The following is a 21,312-nucleotide window of genomic DNA, read 5'->3' on the forward strand; positions in this document are numbered from 1 at the left end:
GCACCCCCACCCCGTGTCCGTACGAAGGAGACCTGCCGTGCTTGTGCTGTTGCCGCCGTCGGAGGGCAAGGCCGATTCCGGCCGCGGGGCTCCGCTGAAGCCGGAGTCGCTGTCCCTGCCGGGGCTCGCGGAGGCACGGGCGGCGGTGCTCGACGAGTTGGTCGAGCTGTGTGTCGCCGACGGTACGAAGGCGCAGGAGGTCCTCGGCCTGAGCGAAGGGCTGCGCGGCGAGATCGCGAAGAACGTGGAACTGCGGACGGCGGGGACCCGGCCGGCCGGTGAGATCTACACCGGCGTCCTGTATGACGCGCTGGACCTCGCCACGCTCGGCGCGTCCGCGCGCCGACGGGCCCGGCAGTCGCTGCTGGTGTTCTCCGGGCTGTGGGGCGCGGTCCGGATCGGCGACCGCATCCCGCCGTACCGCTGCTCGATGGGCGTGAAGCTGCCGGGCCTCGGGGCGCTCGGGGCGTACTGGCGCGGCCCGATGGAGTCCGTACTCCCCGAGGAGGCCGGCGGCGGGCTGGTGCTCGATCTGCGGTCGTCGGCGTACGCGGCGGCGTGGAAGCCGAAGGGCGAGGTCGCGAGCCGTACGGCGACGGTACGGGTGCTGCACTCCCGGGTCGACGAATCGACCGGGGTGGAGACGCGGTCCGTGGTCAGCCACTTCAACAAGGCGACGAAGGGCCGGATCGTCCGCAGCCTGCTGGAGGCCGGGGCGGCCCCCAGGTCACCGGCCGCGCTGGTGGAGGCGCTGCGGGACCTCGGACACGTGGTCGAGGCGGAGCCTCCCGCGAAGGCCGGGAAGGCGTGGGCGCTGGACGTGGTGGTCTCCGAGATCCACTAGGCGTTGCATGATGCGCAACGCTCGTTGCGCGTGATGCTCGGGCTGGGCAGGATGGGGCGCATGACCTCCGTGCTCGGCCTCGCCCCCGTGATCCCTGTCGTCGTCGTCGACGACGCCGCCACTGCCGTACCGCTCGCGCGTGCCCTCGTCGCGGGCGGCCTGCCGGCGATCGAGGTGACACTGCGGACACCGGCCGCGCTCGAATCGATCCGCGCGATCGCTGCGGAGGTGCCCGACGCCGTCGTCGGCGCGGGCACGGTGATCTCACCGGCCGGCGTCTCCTCCGCGGTGGCGGCCGGAGCGCGCTTCCTCGTAAGCCCCGGCTGGACGGACACCCTGCTGGACGCGATGAAGGCGTCCGGCGTGCCGTACCTGCCCGGTGTGTCCACGACGTCGGAGGTCGTGGCGCTGCTGGAACGCGGAGTGACGGACATGAAGTTCTTCCCCGCGGAGGCGGCGGGCGGCACGCCCTACCTCAAGTCCCTCGCCGGCCCGCTCCCCCAGGCCCGCTTCTGCCCCACGGGCGGGGTGTCGCTCACTTCGGCCCCGTCGTACCTCGCACTTCCCAATGTGGCGTGCGTCGGCGGCACATGGATGCTCCCGCCGGACGCGGTGGCGTCCGGGGACTGGGGCCGGGTCGAGTCCCTGGCGCGGGAGGCGGCGGGGCTGGGATAACCCGTCGCGCACCGCCGTTCCCCCCGCGTCCGGCGGCGACCGGCCTCCGCCGGACGTGTGATCACCGCGTTTCGCACGGGAGGGACACCCCGGCCCCGGACGACCCGGTGGCAGGCTCACCCCTGTCCCCTCCCGTGAGCACAGGAGGCCCGACGGCCGGAGGGTCGGCGGTGACAGGACGCACACGGCCCGATTACGCGGCAGTTGCCTCCCGGCGCCTGCGGGAGACTCTCGTCCTGGTCGCCCCGGACGGCTGCGCCGCGGGTCCAGGGAGGAGCAACGGCAGTGGACTTCGACAAGTTGGCGTCACCACTCGCGGCGGCGTACGAGCGATACGTGCAGGAAGGAAGGACGAGAGCTCCGCTCGTCCGGCAGACCCGGATGCTGGGGCTCGTTTCGGTTCGCGAGCGCGCCAAGCCCGTTCGCGTCGTGGTGTCCCTGCAGTGCGATCCGGACGTCCCGCCCGACGTCAGCTGGGGCGAGGGGATCGAACTCAACCACGGCGGCCATGAGGTACGGACCGCCATCGTCGCGCTGGACGCGCTGGACCGCTTGGCCGGCAACCCTGCCGTCAAGCGCATCGCACCCGCCACGCAACTGCGTCCCTGCCTGCACGCGGCACAGGCCAGAACGGGTACGGCAGACTTCCGGACGGACTCCGGCCTCACCGGCCGCGACGTGGTCGTCGGGGTGGTCGACACCGGCATCGATCCCCGGCATCCCGCCTTCGCCGGCCGGATCGAGCGGATCTGGGACCAGACGATGCCCGGGACCGGTGTCGCGGAAGGGGGCTACGGCACGGAGTTCACCGGCGCCGACCTGACCACGACCTCACTCTCGCGGGACACAGAGGGCCACGGCACCCACGTCGCCGGCATCGCCGCCGGAGAGGAGGGCGTCGCGCCGGATGCCCGCCTCGTGGTGGTCAAGACCGACTTCATGGATGCCCACATCATCGACGGCATCCAGTACGTCTTCCGCGTCGCGGACGAGCTGGGACTGCCCGCGGTGGTCAACCTCAGTCTCGGCGGCCACTTCGACCCGCCCGACGGTACCGACCTGATGTCCCAGGCGATCGAGGAGGCGTCGGGGCCGGGCAGGATCGTGTGCTGCGCGGCCGGGAACGAAGGCGACGACGACATCCACGCGAGGATCACCGTGCCGGACGGGACGACGCGTACCGTCCCCTGCCATCCGGGCATCCTCGACGGCGCCCCCGACGTCTTCGCCCTCAACGGCTGGTACTCCGGGAGCGACCGGTTCGACATCGCCATGGTCTCGCCGTCCGGTGCGTCGACCCCGTTCCAGGCCGTCCGGCCCTCGGGGTCGCCGGTCTCCCGTCACCAACTGCCGGAAGGCACGGTCGAACTCGTCACCCCGGGACCGGACCGCGCCAACGGTGACCACAACTTCTTCGTAGGGGTCGAACCGACCGGCCACGGTCCCGCCACCGCGCCGGGCGGATGGCGGCTCGTGGTGCGGGCCCGGGAAGTGACCAGCGGCGTGGTGGACGTATGGATGCTCGGCAACGCGGACGCCAGACCGCAGTCGCAGTTCAGCGGCCGCGCCGTGCACGACGCGCTCAAGATCGGCTCGCCGGGCACGGCATCCTCGGCCGTCACGGTCGCGGCCTTCACATCGCGCACGGAGTGGGACGACATCGACGGCATCACCCGCGAGGCGAGCTGGCTCGCAGCCGACGACATCGCGAGCTTCAGCAGCGAAGGGCCGCGCCGGGACGGCGAACCCAAACCTGACATCGCCGCTCCCGGAGCCATGCTGGTCGCCGCCCTGTCCCGGGACGCCGTCGGTGTCCGCCGTGAATTCATGACCGACACGAAGCATGTGGCGATGCAGGGCACCAGCATGGCCGCACCGTTCGTCACGGGCATCACGGCTCTGCTGCTGCAGCGCGACCCCGAGCTCGGCCCGGCCGGGCTGAAGGACATGCTGCGTGCCGACGCCACGGTCATCGGCGGGACGCCGGGAGTGTTCGACCCGAAGTGGGGACACGGACTCGTCAACGCCAAGGGACTGTGAGAATCGGCGAGTGGACTACGGAAAGCTCGACGCCCGCCTGGCCTCCGCGGTCGAGGAGGCCGCCCGCGCCCCGGAGAGCCGGAGTCTCGTCGTGGTCCTTCGCCTCACGGGAACTCCCTCGGACCGGGAGATCGCCCGGCTCCGCGAGGCAGGCGTGGAAGCACGCCCGTCGGCGGCCACGGTGCTGACGGGGGTGCTCTCGCCCCGGGATGTGGACGAGCTGTCCGAGGAGCCCTTTGTGATGTCGCTGTCCCTGTCGGGCAGACGGCGCCCCTTGTCCGACGGGTAGCCGCGACCGGGGCCGTACGGCCCTGGCCGCGCGTCTCTCAAGGGGGGCGGGGTGGCCGCTGCGCGGGGCCGTTTCCCCACCCCGCCCCTTCCCGCTGTACCGATGTGCGGGCCCGCCGCGTGGGGGCTCCGCCCGGACCCGGCACCGCGCTCCGCGCGGTGTTTCGGGGGCCCCGCCCCCGCACCCCCGCGCCTCAAACGCCGGCGAGGCTGGAGTGGCCTCCGCCGCCGGCGAGCTGATTTCGCGCAGCGAAAGCTCCGCCGCCAGGGCACGGGCCGGAGTGCCGCGCAGCGGCATTTCCAGCCCGCCCGGGGACACCTCCCACGGCCGCCAGGCCGTAGGAGGAGATTGAGGACACCGCGCGAAGCGCGGTACGCCGCCCGCAGGGCGGCACGGGGCCCGGGGCATGCCCCGGTTCGGGAAAACGCGGGGTGGGGGAACGACCCCGCGCAGCGGCTACGCCCCCGCCGTCACCGCAAGTGCGACGTGTCGTTCAGCAGCCGCAGCGACGCGTTGCCGTCCGCGTAGTACGCCACCGCCGACAGCGACGCCGCCGACAGTTCCATCCGGAACAGCGACTCCGGCGGGGCGCCGAGGGCCAGGCGGACCAGGGTCTTGACCGGGGTCACGTGCGTGACGAGGAGGATGGTGCGGCCCTGGTGCACGGCGAGGAGCTTGTCGCGCGTCGCGGCCACCCGCCTCGCCACCGTCGCGAAGCTTTCGCCGCCGCCCGTCGGCGCCGCCTTCGGGGAGGCGAGCCACGCTTCGAGGTCGTCGGGGTAGCGCTCCCGCACTTCCGCGTAGGTCAGGCCCTCCCACGCCGCGAAGTCGGTCTCGCGCAGGCCTTCCTCGATGCTCACGCCGAGGCCCAGCTTCGCCGCGACGGCGTCGGCCGTCTCACGGCAGCGCCGCAGCGGGGAGCTGACGATCGCCTGGATCGTGCCGCGCCCGGCGAGCGCCGCGGCGACGGCTTCCGCCTGGCGGCGGCCGACGGCGGAGAGCACCGGGTCGCTGCCACCGCTGCCGGAGAAGCGCTTCTCGGGGGTGAGCACCGTCTCGCCGTGGCGGAGCAGGACGAACGTGGCGGGCAGGCCCATGTCCGGGGCGCCCCACCCGGCGGACGGGGCGGCCGGCGTCGCCAGGAGCTCCGCCCCCGCGACCGCGTCGGAGACGGCGGGAGCGGCGGCAGCGGCCGCGCCCCCGGTGCGGACGAGCGCCGCCCGGGCCTTGGCCGCGCCGGCCGCCGCGTCGCCCACCACGCGCGCCGCTTCCGCGTCGCGTGCGTCGAGGGCCGCGGTGGAGCGCGACGGCTCCCACTGCTTGCCCTGCCGGCCCGCGTCCATCGCCTCGTTGGCGAGCCGGTCGGCGTGCTTGTTGCGCTCGCGCGGGATCCACTCGTAGGTGACCTGCGCGGGCGGGAAGACGCGTGCGGCCTCCGCGGCCAGCGGCTTCATGTCGGGGTGCTTGATCTTCCAGCGGCCCGACATCTGCTCGACGACCAGCTTGGAGTCCATCCGTACACGGACGAGCGCCTCCGGGTCCAGGGCGTGGGCCGCCTTGAGACCGGCGACGAGGCCCTTGTACTCGGCCACGTTGTTGGTCGCCACGCCGATGTATTCCGCGGCCTCGGCGAGCGTCTCGCCGGAGACCGGGTCGAGGACGACCGCGCCGTAGCCGGCGGGGCCGGGGTTGCCTCGTGAGCCGCCGTCCGCCTCGACGACGAACTCGCGCGGTACGGGCACTACAGCCCCGATTCGGACGTGCGGACGAGGATGCGGCGGCAGTTCTCGCAGCGCAGGACCGTGTCGGGCGCGGCGGCGCGGACCTCGTTCAGTTCGGTGATGTTCAGCTCGAGCTGGCAGCCCTCGCAGCGGCGCTGGAACAGCCGGGCCGCGCCCACGCCGCCCTGCTGGGCACGGAGCTTCTCGTACAGCTTCATCAGGTCGGCGGGGACGGAGCCGGCGACGACCTCGCGCTCCTTGGTGACGGAGGCGGCCTCGCTGTCGAGTTCCTGCTCGGCGGCGTCCCTGCGGGCGGTGGCGGCGTCGGCCTTGGCCTGCACGGAGGAGACCCGCTCGGTCAGTTCGGCGACGCGCTCCTGCACGGACTCACGGCGCTCCATGACCTCGAGGACGATGTCCTCCAGGTCGCCCTGGCGCTTGGCGAGGGAGACGATCTCCCGCTGCAGGTTCTCAAGGTCCTTGGGCGAGGTGATGGCGCCGGAGTCGAGCCGCTGCTGGTCGCGCGTGGCGCGCTGGCGCACCTGGTCGACGTCCTGCTCCGCCTTGGTCTGCTCGCGGGCGGTGTCGCTCTCCTCGGTCTGCGCGGCGACGAGCAGGTCACGCAGCTGCGTGAGGTCCTTGGTGAGCGACTCGATCTCGGCGTGCTCGGGCAGCGACCGGCGCTTGTGCTCGAGCTGCGACAGGCGCCGGTCGAGGGACTGGACGTCGAGAAGTCGGATCTGGTCGGCGGGCGCGGCGTTCAGTTGGGGGCTCCAGAGGAATCGTGGTGGGAGGACCATGGGTCGGTGACCGTCGTGGAGACGTGGACCCGCAGGTCCCAGCCGTTCCGGTCGGAAATCGCGTCGAGCTGCGCGGCGGCCTGTTCGCACCAGGGCCATTCGGTCGCCCAGTGCGCGGCGTCGACCAGGCCGAGCGGCGAGTGCTGGGTGGCCTCGGACGCCGGGTGGTGGCGCAGGTCGGCGGTGAGGAAGGCGTCCACGCCGGCGGCGCGCACGTGGTCGAAGAGGCTGTCGCCGGAGCCGCCGCTCACCGCGACGGTGCGGACCGTCGCGTCGGGGTCACCGGCGAGGCGGATGCCCTGCGCGGTGGCCGGCAGGCGCTTCGCGGCGCGTGCCGCGAACTCCCGCAGCGTCTCCGGATGGTCCAGCTCGCACACCCGGCCGAGGCCGCGACGGCCGTTCGGGTCGGAGGCGTCGGGCACCAGGGGCCGTACGACGCGCAGGTCCAGCGCGCCGGCGAGGGCGTCGGAGACGCCGGGGTCGGCGGTGTCGGCATTGGTGTGCGCGACGTGCAGGGCGATGTCGTTCTTGATCAGCGTGTGCACGACCCGGCCCTTGAAGTGGCCGGCCGCGACCGTCGTCGTGCCGCGCAGATAGAGCGGGTGGTGCGTGACGAGCAGGTCGGCGCCGAGCCGCAGCGCCTCTTCGACGACGTCCTGGACGGGGTCGACGGCGAACAGCACCCGGAGGACCTCGGCGTCGGGGTCTCCGCAGACGGTGCCGACGGCGTCCCATTGTTCGGCCCGCTCCGGGGGCCAGAGGGCGTCGAGCGCGGAGATGACTTCAGACAGACGGGGCACGCAGCAAAGGCTACCTGCCCCGCCCGCCTCCGCGGCCGTGCCCTACTTGACGAGGAAGCCGCGCAGGTCGTCGAGGACCTCGCCGGCGGCGGTGACGCCGAGACCCAGGTACCAGGTCTCGTCGGGAACGTCCTTGGCCTGCCCGGCCTTCACGGCCTTCAGGTCCTTCCACAGCGGGTTGGACTCGGCGGTGTCGCGCTTGGTCTTCGACGGGTCGCCGTAGACGCCGGTGAAGATCCAGTCGGCGTCGGCCTCGTCCATCTTCTCCGGGCTGATCTCGGCGGCGAGGTCGTTGATCTGCTGGTTCTTCGGCCGCGGGACGCCGGCGTCGTCGAGGATCGTGCCGATGAAGGACGCCTTCGCGTAGAGGCGGATCTTGCCCGGCATGTAACGGAGCATGGTGACCGTCGGCTTGTTCTCGCCGAGGTCGGTGCCGAGCTGCTTCGCCTTCTTCTCGTACTCGCCGAGCTTGCCCTTCGCCTCCGCGGTCCTGTCGAGCGCCGCCGCGTTGAGGAGGTAGTTCTCCTTCCAGGTGAAGCCCGGGCGGATGGAGAAGACCGTCGGCGCGATCTGCGACAGCTCCTTGTATTTGTCACCGGCGCGCAGCTGGCTGCCGAGGATCAGGTCCGGCTTGAGCGCGGCGATGGCCTCGAGGTTGAGGCTGTTGATGGTGCCGACGCTCCTGGGGCTGCCGGCCGCCTTCTTCAGGTAGCCGGGGATGCCGTCGTCACCCTCGGTGGGCGCGTAGCCGACGGGCTGGATGCCGAGGGAGGCGACGTTGTCCAGCTCGCCGACGTCGAGGACGACGACCCGCTTGGGCGCGGCCTTGATCTCGGTCTTGCCGAGGGCGTGGGTGATGGTGCGGGGGAACTCGCCGGCCTCGGCGTCCGTGCCCATCGCCGCTGTCTTGGCGGCTGCGTCGCCGAAGTCCTTGCCGCCCTGGGCCACGGCCTTCTTGCCGCCGTCGTCCGCCTTGGCGCCCGCGTCCTTGTCCGCACCGCCGTCGGCGCCGCAGGCGGCGAGGGAGAGAGCGGCTGCGAGGGAGACTGCGGCGGCTGTGCCACGGCGGCGTAGGGACATGACGTGCTCCTGATCCGGTACTTAGGTGGGCCTTACCTTAAGCACGGCCTGGCCCGGGAGCACAACCGCCCCCTCAATCTCAGGCGAATCAGGGCATGGCCACCCTTATGTGTGAAGAGACCTCTCTCGTGCTGTTCGGCAGGAAGTGCGAAACCTAGCTTCGGAGTCCGGAGGTGAGGCATCGATGACAGCCTGTGCCATCGAGACCGCCGCGGCAGACGGGGCGGTGGCGAGTACGGACGGTACGGACGGTTCGGACGGCGCGCGGACCACGAGCGACGCGGAGGTCCCTCGCGGTACGGCGGCCCCGGCGATCACGATCACCGCGGACGGCACGTACGGAGCCCGCCTGGCGGGGACGGGAGAGGCGCTGTTCCCCGAGCGCTGGACCCTCGACGGCCTTGAGCCGTACGCCGTTCCGCTGCCGCTCGACCAGCCGGAGGAGCGCGACGCACAGGTGCTGCCGCTCTCCGACGGCCGGGTGCTGATCAGCCGCCGGGTCGCGGAGCGGCACACCTTCTCCCTGCTGTACCCGACCGGTCCGGCGACGGGCGAACTGCCCCTCGGGGCCGTCCCCGCCGAGGAGTCGACACTGCTGCCGCCGTCCCCGGACGGGGTCCTCGCGTACGCCCTTGTGCCGTACGCGCACTCCACCGGCATCTGGCTGGTGACGGGCGGCGCCCGCGGCCCCGAGCGCGTCGCGGAAGTGGCGGGGCACTGCTCGGGCGGCGCCTGGCTGGACCGCGCGGGACGGCTGCTCGCGCTGGACCGCAGGCGGGGGGACGGCGGCCCCGTCAAGACGGTCGTGGTCGACCTGGCGCGCGGGGGCGAGGTCACGCCGCTGCTCCAGATCACGGACGAGAGCGACGACCGGCTGCTCCTCGCGGACGCCGACAGCGGTCTCCTGCTGATCCGTTCGAACGCGCCGGGGCCCGGGCAGGACCGGCTCGGCTGGGGCGTGCTGGGCAGCACCCGGCCGGTGCGTTTCCCTCGGAGCCTGCGGCTGCCGGACGCGCTGGTGACACCATTCGCGGTGCAGCCCGGGCAGGTCCTGATGCCGGAGAGCTGCGCGGTGGCCCTGCGGATCGACGGCGCGGCCGGCAGCTGGGTGGGCCTGTGGCGCCCCTCGGCCAGCGGAATGATTCAACTCGCCGCTCCGGAGGGCTGGTTGGCGGGCGCCGGCACCTGGAGCCGGGACGGCGTGCTGCAACTGCCGTGCGCGACGGAGTCGATGCCGTGCGGGGTGATCCGTACGGAGGTTCCGGAAGCCCTCGGCGTCTCTGCAGAAACCTTCGGTCACATGGCGCCCACAGAACCGGCACAAGCGGAAGCCGCAGGTGGGGAACCATGCGAGGGCTCCGACGGTCCTGTTGTGTGCAGGCCCGTTCCGTTGCAGCAGGCGCCGCTCACCGGGCGCGCCGCCCGTGGTTAGACTCACGGGCCGGGGCGACCGGGCCACGGTTCCGGCCGGCGGCCGGGGAGCCTGCGACACGTGTAAGCAGCGATTTTCTACGGGGTGACTTCCCACATGTCAGAAGCCCGAACCGACACGACCCAGACGCGCCCGCAGACCGCGGCGACGGGACGGGGCGAAGCCGGCGGCGGCAGTCCGGGTACGGGTGCCGGTAGGCACCGGGGCGGTGCAGCGGCGAAGGACGAGTCGTCGGCGCCGGGACGGGGGCGGCATCGGAGGCCGTCGGGGGGCGACGGAGCGTAAGGGCGGCACGGGTGGCGCGGCTGGCGCCTGCGGCGGGCTTGTCCCCTACCCGCCCCTTCCCGAAACCGGGGCAAGCCCCGGACCCCGTACCGCCCTGCGGGCGGCGTACCGCGCTTCGCGCGGTGGCCTCAAGCTCCCCCTACGGCCTGGCGGCCGTGGGAGGTGCCCCCGGGCGGGCTGGATTTCGCTGCGCGAAATCAGCCTCGCCGGCGTTTGAGGCGCGGGTGCGGGGGCGGAGCCCCGTAAACACCGCGCGGAGCGCGGTACGGGCCCGGGCGGATCCCGGTTTCGGGAAGGGGAGGGTAGGGGAAAGGCCCCGCGACGCAGCGGCCCCCACCGTCACCCCCGCCTCAGCCCCAGCACCTCCCCCGCCGCGAAGGTCTCCCCCCGGGGCCTCGCCCCGAAGTACGGCGTCAGGACGCCGTCCAGTTCCTCGAAGCTGAACGTCGGGCCCTTCGACAGCGACGCGTCGAACTTGGCCGCCACCCGGGGGCGTTCCACCACCGCCACCATCCCGCCGTGCACGACGAGCAGTTGGCCGTTGACGACGGCCGCCGCGGGCGAGGACAGATAGCCGACCAGCGGTGCGACATGCTCCGGCGACAGGGCGTCGAAGCCGCCCGGTTCCGCCTCCGCGAAGCCCGCGAAGACGTCCTCGGTCATACGGGTCCTCGCCCGGGGGCAGATGACGTTCGCCGTGACGCCGTACTTCGCGAGGGCGTGCGCCGTCGAGGTCGTCAGGCCGACGATGCCGCCTTTGGCGGCCGCGTAGTTGGGCTGGCCCGCCGAGCCGGCGAGGAACGCCTCGGAGGAGGTGTTGACGATGCGTCCGTACACCCGGCCGTCCGCCGCCGCCTTGGCTCGTTCTCTCCAGTGCGCTGCCGCGAATCGCGTGGTGTTGAAGTGGCCCTTGAGGTGGACCCGGATGACCGCGTCCCATTCGTCCTCGCTCATCGAGAAGACCATCCGGTCGCGCAGGATGCCCGCGTTGTTGACGAGGATGTCCAGCTTTCCGTACTCACGGACGGCGAGATCGACCAGGGCGCGGGCCGTGCGGAAGTCGGCGATGTCGCCCAAGTGGGCCACGGCCCGGCCGCCCGCCGCCCGGATCTCGTCGGCGACCGACTCGGCGACCGATCCGGCGACCGACTCGTCCCGTCCCGGCGGCCCGTAGTCGTTGACGACGACAGCCGCGCCCAGCCGCCCCAGTTCCAGCGCCTCTGCTCGTCCGAGGCCGCGGCCCGCGCCGGTGACGATCGCGCTCAGACCTTCGAGGGGGAGTGACATGCGTCCCGTCCCTCAGATCTCGATGCACGTGCGCAGGGCCTCGCCGCTGCGCATCTGCGCCACCGCGTCGTTGATGCCGGCGAGCGGCACCCGGTGGGTGATGAGGCCCGCCAGGTCGATCCGGCCGGCCCGCCAGAGCTCGATGGCCCGTTCGTAGGAGCGGAGCACGTCACCGCCGCCGTACATGGACGGGAGGATGCGCTTCTCGTCGAAGAACAACTCGAACATGTTGAACCGCAGATGGTCGTCCATCGCGCCGGCGCCGACGATGCACAGCGTCCCGCCGCGCCGGGTCGTCTCGTAGGCCGTGCGGGCCGTCGCCGACTTCCCGACGACCTCGAAGACGTAGTCGAAGCCCTCCCCCGCGGTGATCCGCTGTTTGGCGTCGCCGAGCGCCTCCGGCTCCACCGCTTCCGTCGCACCGAACCGCAGGGCCGCCTCACGCCTGGACGCGACGGGATCGACGGCGACGATCTGTGCGGCGCCCCGCAGTTTCGCGCCCTGGATGGCGGAGATGCCGACGCCGCCGCAGCCGATGACGGCGACGGAGGAACCGGTTTCCACCTTTGCCGTGTTGATGGCCGCGCCGAGTCCGGTGGTGACGCCGCAGCCGATGAGAGCGGCGATGTCGAAGGGCACGTCGTCGGGTATCGGCACCGCGCAGCCCGCGTCGACGACGACCTCCTCGGTGAAGGTTCCGGTGCCGGCGAAGCCGAAGACGTCGCCGCCGGGACGGCGGAAGTTGGGGGTGCCGGCGTTCATGAACCCGGCGAGGCACAGATGGCTCTGACCCCGCTTGCACGAGGGACAGGCTCCGCAGGCGGGCAGCCAGCACATGAGGACCCGGTCGCCGGCGCCGAGTCCGCCGACCCCGTCGCCGACGTCGAGGATCTCGCCGGCGCCCTCGTGGCCGGGCACGAAGGGGGCGGGCTGCGGCAGCACACCGTTCATGGCGGAGATGTCGGAGTGGCACAGGCCGGTGGCCCTGATCCGGATCCGTACCTTGCCGGGGCCGAAGCCCACCGCCTCGACGTCGTCGAGGACTTCGAGTTTGTCCTGGCCGATCTCGTGCACTACGGCTGCGCGCATGGTGCGGCTCCCTTCACACGGTTTCTACGAGGGTGTCGGCGAGGACGGGGGCGTTGTCCCGGTCGGCGGCGGTCACCGCGACCTGGACGCGGCCGGGCAGGTCCCACATCCGGATGCGGAGGGTCTCGCCGGGGAAGACGACGCCCGCGAAGCGGGTGCGGTACGAGCGGACGCGGGTGACGTCCCCGTCGAGCAGGGTGTCGACGACGGCCTTCAGGGTGGTGCCGTATGTGCACAGGCCGTGCAGGATCGGCCGGTCGAAGCCGGCGAGCTTGGCGAAGTCGGGGTCGGCGTGCAGGGGGTTGAGGTCGCCGGAGAGCCGGTAGAGCAGGGCCTGGTCCTCGCGGATGTGCCGCTCCACGGTCCGGTCGGGGGCCCGGTCGGGAAGGTCGAGGCGCTCGGACGGCCCGCGTTCCCCGCCGAAGCCGCCCTCGCCGCGCACGAAGAGCTGGGCGTCGCTGGTCCACAGCGGCCCGTCGTCGTCGGCCGCCTCGGTGCGCAGGACCAGGACCGCGGCCTTCCCCTTGTCGTACACGGCGGCGATGCGTGAGGTGGAGGTGGCCGTGCCGGTGACGGGGATCGGGCGGTGCAGCTCGACGCGCTGACCGCCGTGGAGCACGGACGCGAGCCGGATGTCGAGCCCGGGGAGATCGAGGCCGCCGACGACGCCCTTGCCCGCGCCCGCGACGGTGGCGAAGCTCGGCAGCACGTGGAGCCGGGACTCGAGGGTGTAGCGCAGTTCGTCGGGGTCGGTGGCGGGGCGGCCGGCGCCCACGCCGAGGTGGTACAGCTGGATGTCCTTGTGGTCCCAGGTGACGGTGGTGGAGCGGGGCTCCGCGGCGACGGCCCTGGCTGCGTCGATGGGCATGGGGCTGCTGCTCCTCGGTGAGGGGAAGACCTCGGCACGGCCGTCCGCACCGTCGGCCGCACCGAGGTCGTACGGGACCGGCCAGGCGAGCCGTTCTAGAACGCGTTCTAGGCCGATGGCCCTATGTATAGCGCGGCCTCGGGAGGTTGTGAAGACTGCTGACACAACGTCAGTTCCGTTCGGGCGGCCGCACACCCAGGACATTTGTCACCGGCGGGTCCGTACATACGGCTCTGCCGGGCGGGCCGGCCGGTCCGTAGCGTCGGGGCCATGAACAGTTTCGGAACACGTCGGTGCGGTGGGCCCGTGGCAGCCGGTCCGCCAGGCGGATTCGCGATGCTGCCCTGGCTGCTGATGGGGCTCGGCGCCGTCGCCAATCTCGTCAAGGGCGAGACCCCGAACCCCTGGATCGGCGCCCTCGGGGTGCTCGCCTTCAACACCCTCTACCTCGCCGTCGTCTTCCGCGCCTTCCACGACGCCAAGCGCGACTCCGCGGTGACCCGGGGCGCGCTGGTGGCTCTGGCCGTGCTCACCTTCTGCCTCGCCGCCGGCTACGGCGGTGACTGGCTGCTCTTCTTCCCGCTCCTCGGTCTGGCCGTGGGCGCGGTGGTGCGGGGCCGGCTGCTGATGCGGGTCGTCGTGCCGCTCTGCGTGGCCGCGGGCGCCGTCGCCGTCTGGCGGGACGGCTGGGTCGCGATCAGCGTCGTGTACGGCACGTTCCTCTCGTCGATGGTGACCGCCGTCGTCCTCAAGCTCTCCGGGACGGTCGCCGAACTACGCGCCGCCCGCGAGGAGCTGGCCCGGAGCGCCGTCGAGCAGGAACGGCTGCGCTTCTCGCGTGACCTGCACGACCTGCTGGGCCACACCCTCTCGGTGATCGTGGTCAAGGCGGAGGCCGCCCGCCGTCTCGGAGAACGGGACATGCGGGCGGCGCTGACCCAGATGACCGACATCGAGGCGGTGGGGCGCCAGGCCCTCACCGAGATCCGCGAGGCGGTCACCGGCTACCGCGAAGGCAGCCTCACCGCGGAACTCGCCCGCGCCCGCGACACCCTGACCACCGCCGGCATCGCCCCCCTCGTGCGGCTGTCGGGCCCGCTGCTGGAACCGGAGGCGGAGACCCTGCTCGGCTGGGTGGTGCGGGAGTCGGTGACCAACGTCGTACGCCACTCAGGGGCGTCGCGCTGCGAGATCGCCCTCACGGGTGCCGCCGACCACGCCCGCCTCACGGTCACGGACGACGGCCGCGGCCCCCGCCCCTCGACAGCACCCCCGGGCTCGCCCGGCAGCGGCCTGCGGGGACTCTCGGAACGGCTCGCCGCGGCGGGCGGCACACTGGAGTCGGGCCCCGCCCCGCGGGGCGGCTTCCGCGTGACCGCCGAGGTGCCGGTCGCGGTCGTAGCCTGAGTCCGTGAACGAGATGCCGCGGGACCACAGACCGGCGAAGTCCGTGCGTGTCCTTCTCGCGGAGGACCAGGGCATGATGCGGGGCGCACTCGCCCTGCTGCTCGGCCTGGAGGCCGACATCGACGTGGTGGCGCAGGTGGGGCGCGGTGATCAGATCGTGGACGCGGCGCTCACGTCCCGGCCGGACGTGGCGCTGCTGGACATCGAACTCCCGGGGCGCAGTGGCCTGGACGCCGCCGCCGACCTGGCGCGGGAGGTGCCGGACTGCCGGGTGCTGATCCTCACCACGTTCGGCAGGCCGGGCTATCTGCGGCGGGCCATGGAGGCAGGGGCGGCCGGGTTCCTCGTCAAGGACGGGCCCGTGGAGGAGCTGGCCCAGGCGATCCGGCGGGTACTGACCGGCGAGACGGTCGTCGATCCGGCGCTGGCCGCGGCGGCGCTCGGCGCCGGGCCGAACCCGCTGACGGCCAGGGAACGGGACACTCTCGCCGCGTCGGTGGACGGGGCGACCGTCGCCGACATCGCGGTCGAGCTGCACCTGTCCGAGTCGACCGTACGGAACTACCTGTCGTCGGCGATCGGCAAGACGGGCACCCGCAACCGCATGGAGGCCGTGCGGGCGGCCCGGCAGCAGGGCTGGCTCTGAGGACCGCACCCGGCCCGCCCCACCGTGGTCACGCCCGGTCCGCCGCGGGCCGCGGCAGCCACAGCAGCATGAGCACCGCGCCCGCGAGGAGCACACCCGTCCCTGTACGGAAGGCCAGCGCGTAACCGGCCGTCAGGTCCTCCGGTCCGGTGGCGCCGCCGGAGCGTGCGGCGGCGACGGTGGACAGGATCGACAGGCCGAGCGCGCCGCCCATCGTGCGGGAGGTGTTGATGAGGCCGGAGACGAGGCCCGCGTCGTCGGGGTCCGCGCCGGAGGTGGCGAGGGCGGCGAGGGGTGTGGCGGCCAGGCCGATGCCCGCCATCATCAGGATGCCCGGGCCGGCGATCGCCGTGAGGTACGTGCCGTCGGCGGTCATCGTGGACTGCCAGCCGAATCCGGTCGCGGCGATCAGGGTGCCGACGACGGCGACGTTGCGCGCGCCGCCTCTGGCCATCAGCGACGGCGCCAGTTTCGAGCCGACGATGACGCTGACGGAGCTGGGGACGAGGGCGAGGCCGGCCTCCAGCGGGGTGTAGCCGAGGACGTTCTGGGCGTACACCGTCATGAAGAACCACATCGCGAAGGACGCGGAACCGGTCACCAGCATGGCCACGTTGGCGGCCGACACGGCTCGCGAGCGGAACAGCTTCAGTGGCATGAGCGGCGCCTTCGCCCTGGCCTCCACCGCCAGGAACAGGCCGAGCAGCGCGAGCCCGCCGAGGAGCGGCAGCAGCGTCACCCCGGCCCCCCAGCCGGACTCCTCCGTCTGCACGATGCCGTACGCGACGGCGGCCAGGCCGCCCGTCACCAGGACCGCGCCGGGCAGATCGAGCCGGCGGCTGCCGCCGGTGCGGCTCTCCGTCAGCCACAGGACGGCGGCGGCCAGCACCACCACGCCGACGGGGACGTTGATGAGCAGCACCCAACGCCAGGACAGCAGGTCGGTCAGTACCCCGCCGACGAACCCGCCCGCCGCGCCGCCCGCGGCTCCGACGGCCGCCCAGGTGGCGATCGCGCGGGTCCGTGCCGGGCCCGGCGGCACGGCGGAGGTGATGATGGTCAAAGTCGCCGGCGCGAGGACGGCCGCGCCGAGCCCCTGCACCGCGCGTGCGGCGAGCAACTGCCAGCCCTCCTGGGCGAGTCCGCCCGCGACGGACGCGGCGGTGAACAGGCTCAGTCCGACGATGAACATCCGCTTGCGGCCGTATATGTCCGCCGCCCGCCCGCCGAGGAGCATGAACCCGGCGAACGCGATCGAGTAGGCGTTGAGCACCCATTGCAGCCCCGTCGCGGACAGTCCCAGGTCGGCACGCATCGACGGCAGCGCCACGTTCACCACGGACACGTCCAGCACGACGAGGAACGCGCCGGCGCACGCGGCGAGGACCACCGCCCAGGTACGGGGCGAGGGCGTGGTGGGCGCGGAGGCGAGCGACTGCTGCGCGTTCGAGGGAGCTTGGGGCATGCCTGTCATGGTCGCAGCGACAGGGCGGTCCGTACATCCTGATTTCGATGTACGGCTCACGTGGCATGGGACCAGGACCAGGGACCTAGTAGGGCTTTGTGCCCGTGGTGGCGGTGACGGCATTTCCGGGGCGCGTGTGCGCCGGCGCGCGGGTGGTCACGGCCGACCTCGGCCGGACGGGTGCCGTGGTGGGTGCTGTGCAGGTCACCGGGCACCGGCACACGGGCGGCGGCCGCGGTGGGCCGATTGATCCCCGTCGTCTCGTGGAAGTGCTGTTGCACGTGACGCTACTGCCCAATGAGGAGGAGGAAGTGCGATGACCATCGCTCCTGAGGTTTCCGTCCGGCGTGAACGGTCGGCGGCGGTCCCTGTCGTGGTGGCCGCGGCCATGGCTCCACTGCTGGTATGGCTGGTGGCCGACCCGCTGCTCGGCGCGCGGCTGGAGGTGATCACGCCGCGGGGCGCGGTGGAGCTCGGCGCCCCGCAGATCCTGATCGCCGGCGTCCTGTCCGCACTGGCGGGCTGGGGTCTGCGCGGTCTCCTGGACCGGTTCGCACTGCGGCGGGGCCGGACGATCTGGGTCGTGGCGGCCGTGCTGGTGCTGGCGCTGTCGTGCCTGCCGCTGACGGACCCCGCCATCAGCACCTCCACCCGCCTGTGGCTCGGCCTGATGCATGTCGTCGTGGGAGCCGTGCTGATCCCCGGGCTCGGTCGCCGCAGGGACGACCGGCACGCCGCCGCCGGGAGCCGTGGCCGACGGTCCTCGTGACCGGAGGGAGCGTCGCACTTCGGGGCCGGTCCCGCCGGGGCGCTCGGGCAGGAACAGCCGCCAGGACAGCGTGCATGAGGCGGTGCCGGAAGCGGCAGGGTTCCGGACCCGGCCTCTACTGCCAGGTCGCGGTGTCGGGGTCGATGCCGTGGGCGCGCGCGGCGGCGTCGACGATGCGACGGAACCACGTGGCCAGGCCGGCGCGGATGCCGTCGTAGTGGGCGGCGAATCCCGGATCGGCCTCATACATGCGGCCGAGACAGACCTGCATCTGCCTGGTGAGGGGAAAGTACGAAGCAAAGACTTCGCGGTGCCGCTCGACGAGTTGATTCGCTTCCGGGCTACCGGGTTCGACGCCGGCGTCCATCGCATCCCCGAGGGCGCGGTCGAGGTCGGCAACGGCGTCGGCGACGGTCTGCCACTCTTCCGGACCGCGAGCGGCCGAGCGTTCGGCGTACTGCTGCCATTGCGTCGTGGCTCCGTAGCGCTGACGGGCTTCGACGGGCCAGTCCGGGTTCCACCGGGGGCCGAGGATCGCGGACTGCTGCTCGGCGGTCAGCAGCAGGCCGCGCTCGTGGGCGTCGATCATCCGATCCAGTCCGGCGCCGAGCTGCTGGAGGCGGTCGATCCGTTCGGTGACCTGTTTGCGCTGCCCGCGCAATGCGTCGGGCACGTCCGCGGTCGAGTCGTCCAGGACGGCCCGAATCCTGTCCAGGCCGAGACCGAGCTCACGGTAGACGACGATGCGGTGCAGGCGTTCCAGATCACCGGCGGTGTAGAGCCGGTATCCGGCGGCCGTGCGCAGCGACGGTCGTGCCAGACCGATGTCGTCCCAGTGGTGCAGGGCGCGGACCGTCACGCCGAGACGCGCCGAGGCCTGACCGACTGTCAGGCCCTCGGCGTCAGTGGCATCAGACATGGTCCTCATTGTCGCCTCGAGCGACGTCCGGTGGAGTGATCCCGACGGCTGCCAGGTTCCGGGCCTCCTGACTGTCCGGATCGAAGGGCTTCGCCGCGGTGAAGACGATCCGTGCGTTCTCGGGGGTGGTCACCGCCACATCTCGGGTGTTCCAGGGAGTGTCCCGTGGACCGTCGACCGAGTCCGGGCGCAGCGCACGACAGGCCTCGACCAGGGAATCGACCTGGCTGAGCACGCACGAGAAACTGACGCTCATCGCCGGCGTCTCCTCCGGCACGCTCTCCGCCGGGACGAGGAGTACGTCCTGGAACGCCCACCGGCGCAGATGCACGAGCCTGCCGGGGATGCTGAACAGCTCGAAGAACCCGAGGCCCCGGACCCAGAAGTCCACCGACTCCGCCAGATCACTCGTGGGGATCGTCACGAACGCCGGCATTCCGTAGATGCCACGGAACGGCTCCGGCGGAACCGCGTCCGGGCCGGGAGTGGGCACGGGACTGATCTCGAACGCGTTGTAGTAGTCGCTCATGGGGCCCACCCTTCAGCCTCACGCGACGTGAGGGTCAAGCCCGTCGCCGAGCGCGACGGTGCGGCTGGACGCGGCACGAACGGTCCGGTCGCTACGGCGGGACGGCACCGGACCGTCCGCGTCTGCCTCACGATCCGGGTGGGAAGGGGCCGTCAAAGGCGCCCCGTACGCCTGCAACCAGTGCGGCAGTTGGCTCCGTAGCACCGGCCCGACCAGCCGCGAGAACATGCCGTCCGTGCCCAGCGCCGCGTCCACCCGTTCACTGAAGTCCCGGGTGGGGACCTTCTTCGCCGTCTCGATCCGGCCGACCAGCGCGCCGGTGACGAAGATGCACGAGCCCAACCGGGCCTGGGTCATGCCCGTTGCTTCCCTGCGGCTGCGCAGTTCCGCGCAGTAGTGGTCCAGCGCGATGCGCCGGGGTCGAGGTTGCGCATGTGGACCATCGCGTCGGCCCCCCGTTCGCTGTGGCTTCCGGCCGACCGTCAGCACCCCGGCGCATCCGCGTGAGGTGAATCACGCAGGACACCTCGAACGAGGGACCTACCGGCGCGTAGGGCACGATGGCCTGATCCGTACGACCCCGTCCAGGAGGACCCCATGGCGCCCGTCGCTCCCAAGCCGGAGATCCTTGCCGCCTTCGAGGCCGCCAAGGGCTTCATGCCCGTGGGTGAGGGCCTCGCCCTGTACGCGGCCGCCGCCGAGGCCGGGGCGCTCGGGCTGCCGCTGCTGGAGGTGGGGACGTACTGCGGGCGCTCGACGATCCTGCTGGCGGACGCGGCGCGGGAGGCCGGCACGGTCGCCGTGACCGTGGACCACCACCGGGGCAGCGAGGAGCAGCAGCCCGGCTGGGACTACCACGACCCGGAGACGGTGGACCCCGAGGTCGGTCTCATGGACACGCTGCCCACGTTCCGCCGCACGCTGCACAAGGCCGGTCTCGAGGAGCATGTCGTCGCGGTCGTCGGACGGTCGCCGCAGGTGGCGAAGGTGTGGGGCGGGAAGGCCGGGCTCGTCTTCATCGACGGCGGCCACACGGACGAGCACGCGACGAACGACTACGAGGGCTGGGCCCCGCATGTCGCGGAGGGCGGGCTGCTGGTGATCCACGACGTCTTCCCCGACCCGGTGGACGAGTGGACCGGCCAGGCCCCGTACCGCATCTACCTCCGCGCCCTGGCGTCCGGCGCGTTCACCGAGGTCTCGGCCACGGACTCGCTGCGCGTCCTGCGCCGCACCGGCCCGGGCATCTGACAGACGCCCCCGGGACCGGGGCCGCACGCCGTACGGGGGTCCGGTCGGGTGCGACACCGTCGACAGTCCGACCACCGGACCCGCCGCCCGCTAGCATCGCGACCGTGTCGTACGACGAGAACCAGCACCGTGATCTCCGGCCGCGCCCCTCCCGGCGCGGCCTCGTCGCCGTCGTCGCGGGCGCGGCGCTCGTGGTGGGCGGTGCGGGCGGGTGGCTGGTGTGGCAGGCCGACGGTTCCGGGGGCGGCAGCGCCCCGGCCGGGTCCGCGACCTCCGCGGACAAGCCCGGCGGCTCCAAGGCCCCGTCTCCGGCCCCGTCCGGTTCGAAGAGCGTCGCGCCGCCCCCCTCGTCCCCCGCGCCCTCCCCTTCCAAGAAGGCCGGTCCGCTCGCGGGGAAGGTCGTCGTGGTGGACCCGGGACACAATCCCGGGAACTTCTCGCACACCCGCGAGATCAACCGCCAGGTGGACATCGGAACCAACCGCAAGGAATGCGACACGACAGGCACGGCGACCTCCGCCGGTTACCGTGAGGCCGATTTCACCCTCGATGTTTCACGACGTCTCCGCACACTCCTCGAAGAGCAGGGCGCACAGGTCGAATTCACCCAGGACGGCGATCGTCCGTTCGGTCCGTGCATCGACGAACGGGCACGATTCGGCAACGAAGCGCGGGCCGATGCGGTCATCTCGGTCCATGCGGACGGGTCGGCCGTCGGCAACCGCGGATTCCACGTGATCCTCCCCGATCGGGTCAAGGCGGGCGCCGCCGACACCTCGAAGATCGTGGGCCCCTCGCGCGAACTCGGCGAACGCATCGCCGGCCGGTTCCTGCGCGCCACCGGAAGCTCCCCGTCCAATTACGTGGGCGACGGAACCGGCCTCGACGTGCGCAAAGATCTGGGCGGACTGAACCTTTCGACCGTGCCCAAAGTCTTCATCGAATGCGGCAATATGCGGGATCCTGAGGACGTCGCTCTGCTCACCAGCCCGAGTTGGCGGCAGAAGGCGGCCCAGGGAATGGCGGACGGCATCAGCAGCTACCTACAACGGTGAGTGCGATACCGGGCGGACGTCCGGAACCGGCAGACGATAGATTCACCTCTACGATGGGGAG

At 72.4% G+C, this 21,312-nt stretch carries 20 protein-coding genes and 1 pseudogene; 10 read left to right on the forward strand and 11 right to left on the reverse strand.

What is annotated here, in order from left to right:
* Positions 1–37 precede the first annotated feature (37 nt).
* From yaaA to ACTMTU_RS07635, 4 genes are all read left to right on the forward strand, one after another.
* On the forward strand, positions 38–844 hold the full coding sequence (gene yaaA / locus ACTMTU_RS07620) for a peroxide stress protein YaaA (RefSeq protein ID WP_441262721.1): 807 nt from the start codon (positions 38–40) through the stop codon (positions 842–844).
* Between the two features lie 60 nt (positions 845–904).
* On the forward strand, positions 905–1,519 hold the full coding sequence (gene eda, locus ACTMTU_RS07625; RefSeq protein WP_441262722.1) for a bifunctional 4-hydroxy-2-oxoglutarate aldolase/2-dehydro-3-deoxy-phosphogluconate aldolase: 615 nt from the start codon (positions 905–907) through the stop codon (positions 1,517–1,519).
* Positions 1,520–1,804: 285 nt separating this feature from the next.
* Complete coding sequence (locus tag ACTMTU_RS07630) at positions 1,805–3,559, forward strand: S8 family serine peptidase (RefSeq protein WP_441262723.1); 1,755 nt, start codon at positions 1,805–1,807, stop codon at positions 3,557–3,559.
* A gap of 10 nt (positions 3,560–3,569) precedes the next feature.
* On the forward strand, positions 3,570–3,848 hold the full coding sequence (locus ACTMTU_RS07635; protein WP_441262724.1) for a hypothetical protein: 279 nt from the start codon (positions 3,570–3,572) through the stop codon (positions 3,846–3,848).
* Between the two features lie 470 nt (positions 3,849–4,318).
* Here ACTMTU_RS07635 and ACTMTU_RS07640 read toward each other — a convergent pair whose 3' ends face one another.
* From ACTMTU_RS07640 to ACTMTU_RS07655, 4 genes are read right to left on the reverse strand one after another with little or no spacing between them, the layout of a single operon-like run.
* Positions 4,319–5,590 carry a bifunctional RNase H/acid phosphatase gene (locus ACTMTU_RS07640; RefSeq protein ID WP_441262725.1) on the reverse strand — a complete coding sequence of 424 codons (1,272 nt, stop codon included), beginning with the start codon at positions 5,588–5,590 and terminating at the stop codon, positions 4,319–4,321.
* Positions 5,590–6,333, reverse strand: a complete 744-nt coding sequence (locus ACTMTU_RS07645; protein ID WP_159695239.1) for a zinc ribbon domain-containing protein — start codon at positions 6,331–6,333, stop codon at positions 5,590–5,592. Before ACTMTU_RS07645 ends, ACTMTU_RS07640 begins: the two co-directional genes overlap by 1 nt.
* Entirely contained in the window at positions 6,330–7,169 is an 840-nt protein-coding gene (locus ACTMTU_RS07650) for a Nif3-like dinuclear metal center hexameric protein (RefSeq protein ID WP_441262726.1), read from the reverse strand. Before ACTMTU_RS07650 ends, ACTMTU_RS07645 begins: the two co-directional genes overlap by 4 nt.
* Before the next feature lie 42 nt (positions 7,170–7,211).
* Positions 7,212–8,249, reverse strand: coding sequence for an ABC transporter substrate-binding protein (locus ACTMTU_RS07655; protein ID WP_441262727.1), 1,038 nt, complete (start codon positions 8,247–8,249; stop codon positions 7,212–7,214).
* 184 nt (positions 8,250–8,433) lie between these two features.
* Between ACTMTU_RS07655 and ACTMTU_RS07660 the strand changes: the two genes are divergently transcribed.
* Entirely contained in the window at positions 8,434–9,681 is a 1,248-nt protein-coding gene (locus ACTMTU_RS07660; RefSeq protein ID WP_441262728.1) for a hypothetical protein, read from the forward strand.
* 624 nt (positions 9,682–10,305) lie between these two features.
* On the opposite strand, the gene ACTMTU_RS07665 is transcribed toward ACTMTU_RS07660, so the two are convergent.
* The 3 genes from ACTMTU_RS07665 to ACTMTU_RS07675 are packed head-to-tail and all read right to left on the reverse strand — an operon-like array spanning position 10,306 to position 13,210.
* Positions 10,306–11,253: a 3-oxoacyl-ACP reductase gene (locus ACTMTU_RS07665; RefSeq protein WP_441262729.1), complete on the reverse strand. Its 948-nt coding sequence runs from the start codon at positions 11,251–11,253 to the stop codon at positions 10,306–10,308.
* Between the two features lie 12 nt (positions 11,254–11,265).
* Positions 11,266–12,342 (reverse strand): Zn-dependent alcohol dehydrogenase, encoded by a 1,077-nt coding sequence (locus ACTMTU_RS07670; protein ID WP_441262730.1) that lies wholly within the window; start codon positions 12,340–12,342, stop codon positions 11,266–11,268.
* Positions 12,343–12,355: 13 nt separating this feature from the next.
* On the reverse strand, positions 12,356–13,210 hold the full coding sequence (locus tag ACTMTU_RS07675) for a MaoC/PaaZ C-terminal domain-containing protein (protein WP_441262731.1): 855 nt from the start codon (positions 13,208–13,210) through the stop codon (positions 12,356–12,358).
* Between the two features lie 270 nt (positions 13,211–13,480).
* Here ACTMTU_RS07675 and ACTMTU_RS07680 point away from each other — a divergent pair, with 270 nt between their 5' ends.
* Together ACTMTU_RS07680 and ACTMTU_RS07685 are read left to right on the forward strand one after the other, a co-directional pair.
* Positions 13,481–14,617 carry a sensor histidine kinase gene (locus tag ACTMTU_RS07680; RefSeq protein ID WP_441262732.1) on the forward strand — a complete coding sequence of 379 codons (1,137 nt, stop codon included), beginning with the start codon at positions 13,481–13,483 and terminating at the stop codon, positions 14,615–14,617.
* 13 nt (positions 14,618–14,630) lie between these two features.
* On the forward strand, positions 14,631–15,263 hold the full coding sequence (locus tag ACTMTU_RS07685) for a response regulator (protein ID WP_441263150.1): 633 nt from the start codon (positions 14,631–14,633) through the stop codon (positions 15,261–15,263).
* 28 nt (positions 15,264–15,291) lie between these two features.
* Here ACTMTU_RS07685 and ACTMTU_RS07690 read toward each other — a convergent pair whose 3' ends face one another.
* Positions 15,292–16,737 (reverse strand): MFS transporter, encoded by a 1,446-nt coding sequence (locus tag ACTMTU_RS07690; RefSeq protein ID WP_441262733.1) that lies wholly within the window; start codon positions 16,735–16,737, stop codon positions 15,292–15,294.
* Positions 16,738–17,044: 307 nt separating this feature from the next.
* Between ACTMTU_RS07690 and ACTMTU_RS07695 the strand changes: the two genes are divergently transcribed.
* Positions 17,045–17,497, forward strand: a complete 453-nt coding sequence (locus tag ACTMTU_RS07695) for a DUF6069 family protein (RefSeq protein WP_441262734.1) — start codon at positions 17,045–17,047, stop codon at positions 17,495–17,497.
* Between the two features lie 115 nt (positions 17,498–17,612).
* Here ACTMTU_RS07695 and ACTMTU_RS07700 read toward each other — a convergent pair whose 3' ends face one another.
* The 3 genes and pseudogenes from ACTMTU_RS07700 to ACTMTU_RS07710 form a co-directional block, all read right to left on the reverse strand.
* On the reverse strand, positions 17,613–18,416 hold the full coding sequence (locus ACTMTU_RS07700) for a MerR family transcriptional regulator (protein WP_441262735.1): 804 nt from the start codon (positions 18,414–18,416) through the stop codon (positions 17,613–17,615).
* The gene (locus ACTMTU_RS07705; protein WP_441262736.1) at positions 18,409–18,945 is read right to left on the reverse strand and encodes a VOC family protein; all 537 of its coding nucleotides are present in this window, start codon (positions 18,943–18,945) and stop codon (positions 18,409–18,411) included. Before ACTMTU_RS07705 ends, ACTMTU_RS07700 begins: the two co-directional genes overlap by 8 nt.
* A 165-nt stretch (positions 18,946–19,110) precedes the next feature.
* Positions 19,111–19,388: pseudogene (locus tag ACTMTU_RS07710) on the reverse strand (helix-turn-helix domain-containing protein); the annotation flags it as partial.
* A 154-nt stretch (positions 19,389–19,542) separates the two neighbouring features.
* Here ACTMTU_RS07710 and ACTMTU_RS07715 point away from each other — a divergent pair.
* Both ACTMTU_RS07715 and ACTMTU_RS07720 read left to right on the forward strand, forming a co-directional pair.
* Positions 19,543–20,196 carry a class I SAM-dependent methyltransferase gene (locus ACTMTU_RS07715; RefSeq protein ID WP_441262737.1) on the forward strand — a complete coding sequence of 218 codons (654 nt, stop codon included), beginning with the start codon at positions 19,543–19,545 and terminating at the stop codon, positions 20,194–20,196.
* A gap of 104 nt (positions 20,197–20,300) precedes the next feature.
* Positions 20,301–21,251, forward strand: a complete 951-nt coding sequence (locus ACTMTU_RS07720) for an N-acetylmuramoyl-L-alanine amidase (RefSeq protein ID WP_441262738.1) — start codon at positions 20,301–20,303, stop codon at positions 21,249–21,251.
* Positions 21,252–21,312 lie beyond the last annotated feature (61 nt).

The sequence above is a fragment of the Streptomyces sp. OZ13 genome (assembly GCF_052068155.1).
Lineage (GTDB): Bacteria > Actinomycetota > Actinomycetes > Streptomycetales > Streptomycetaceae > Streptomyces.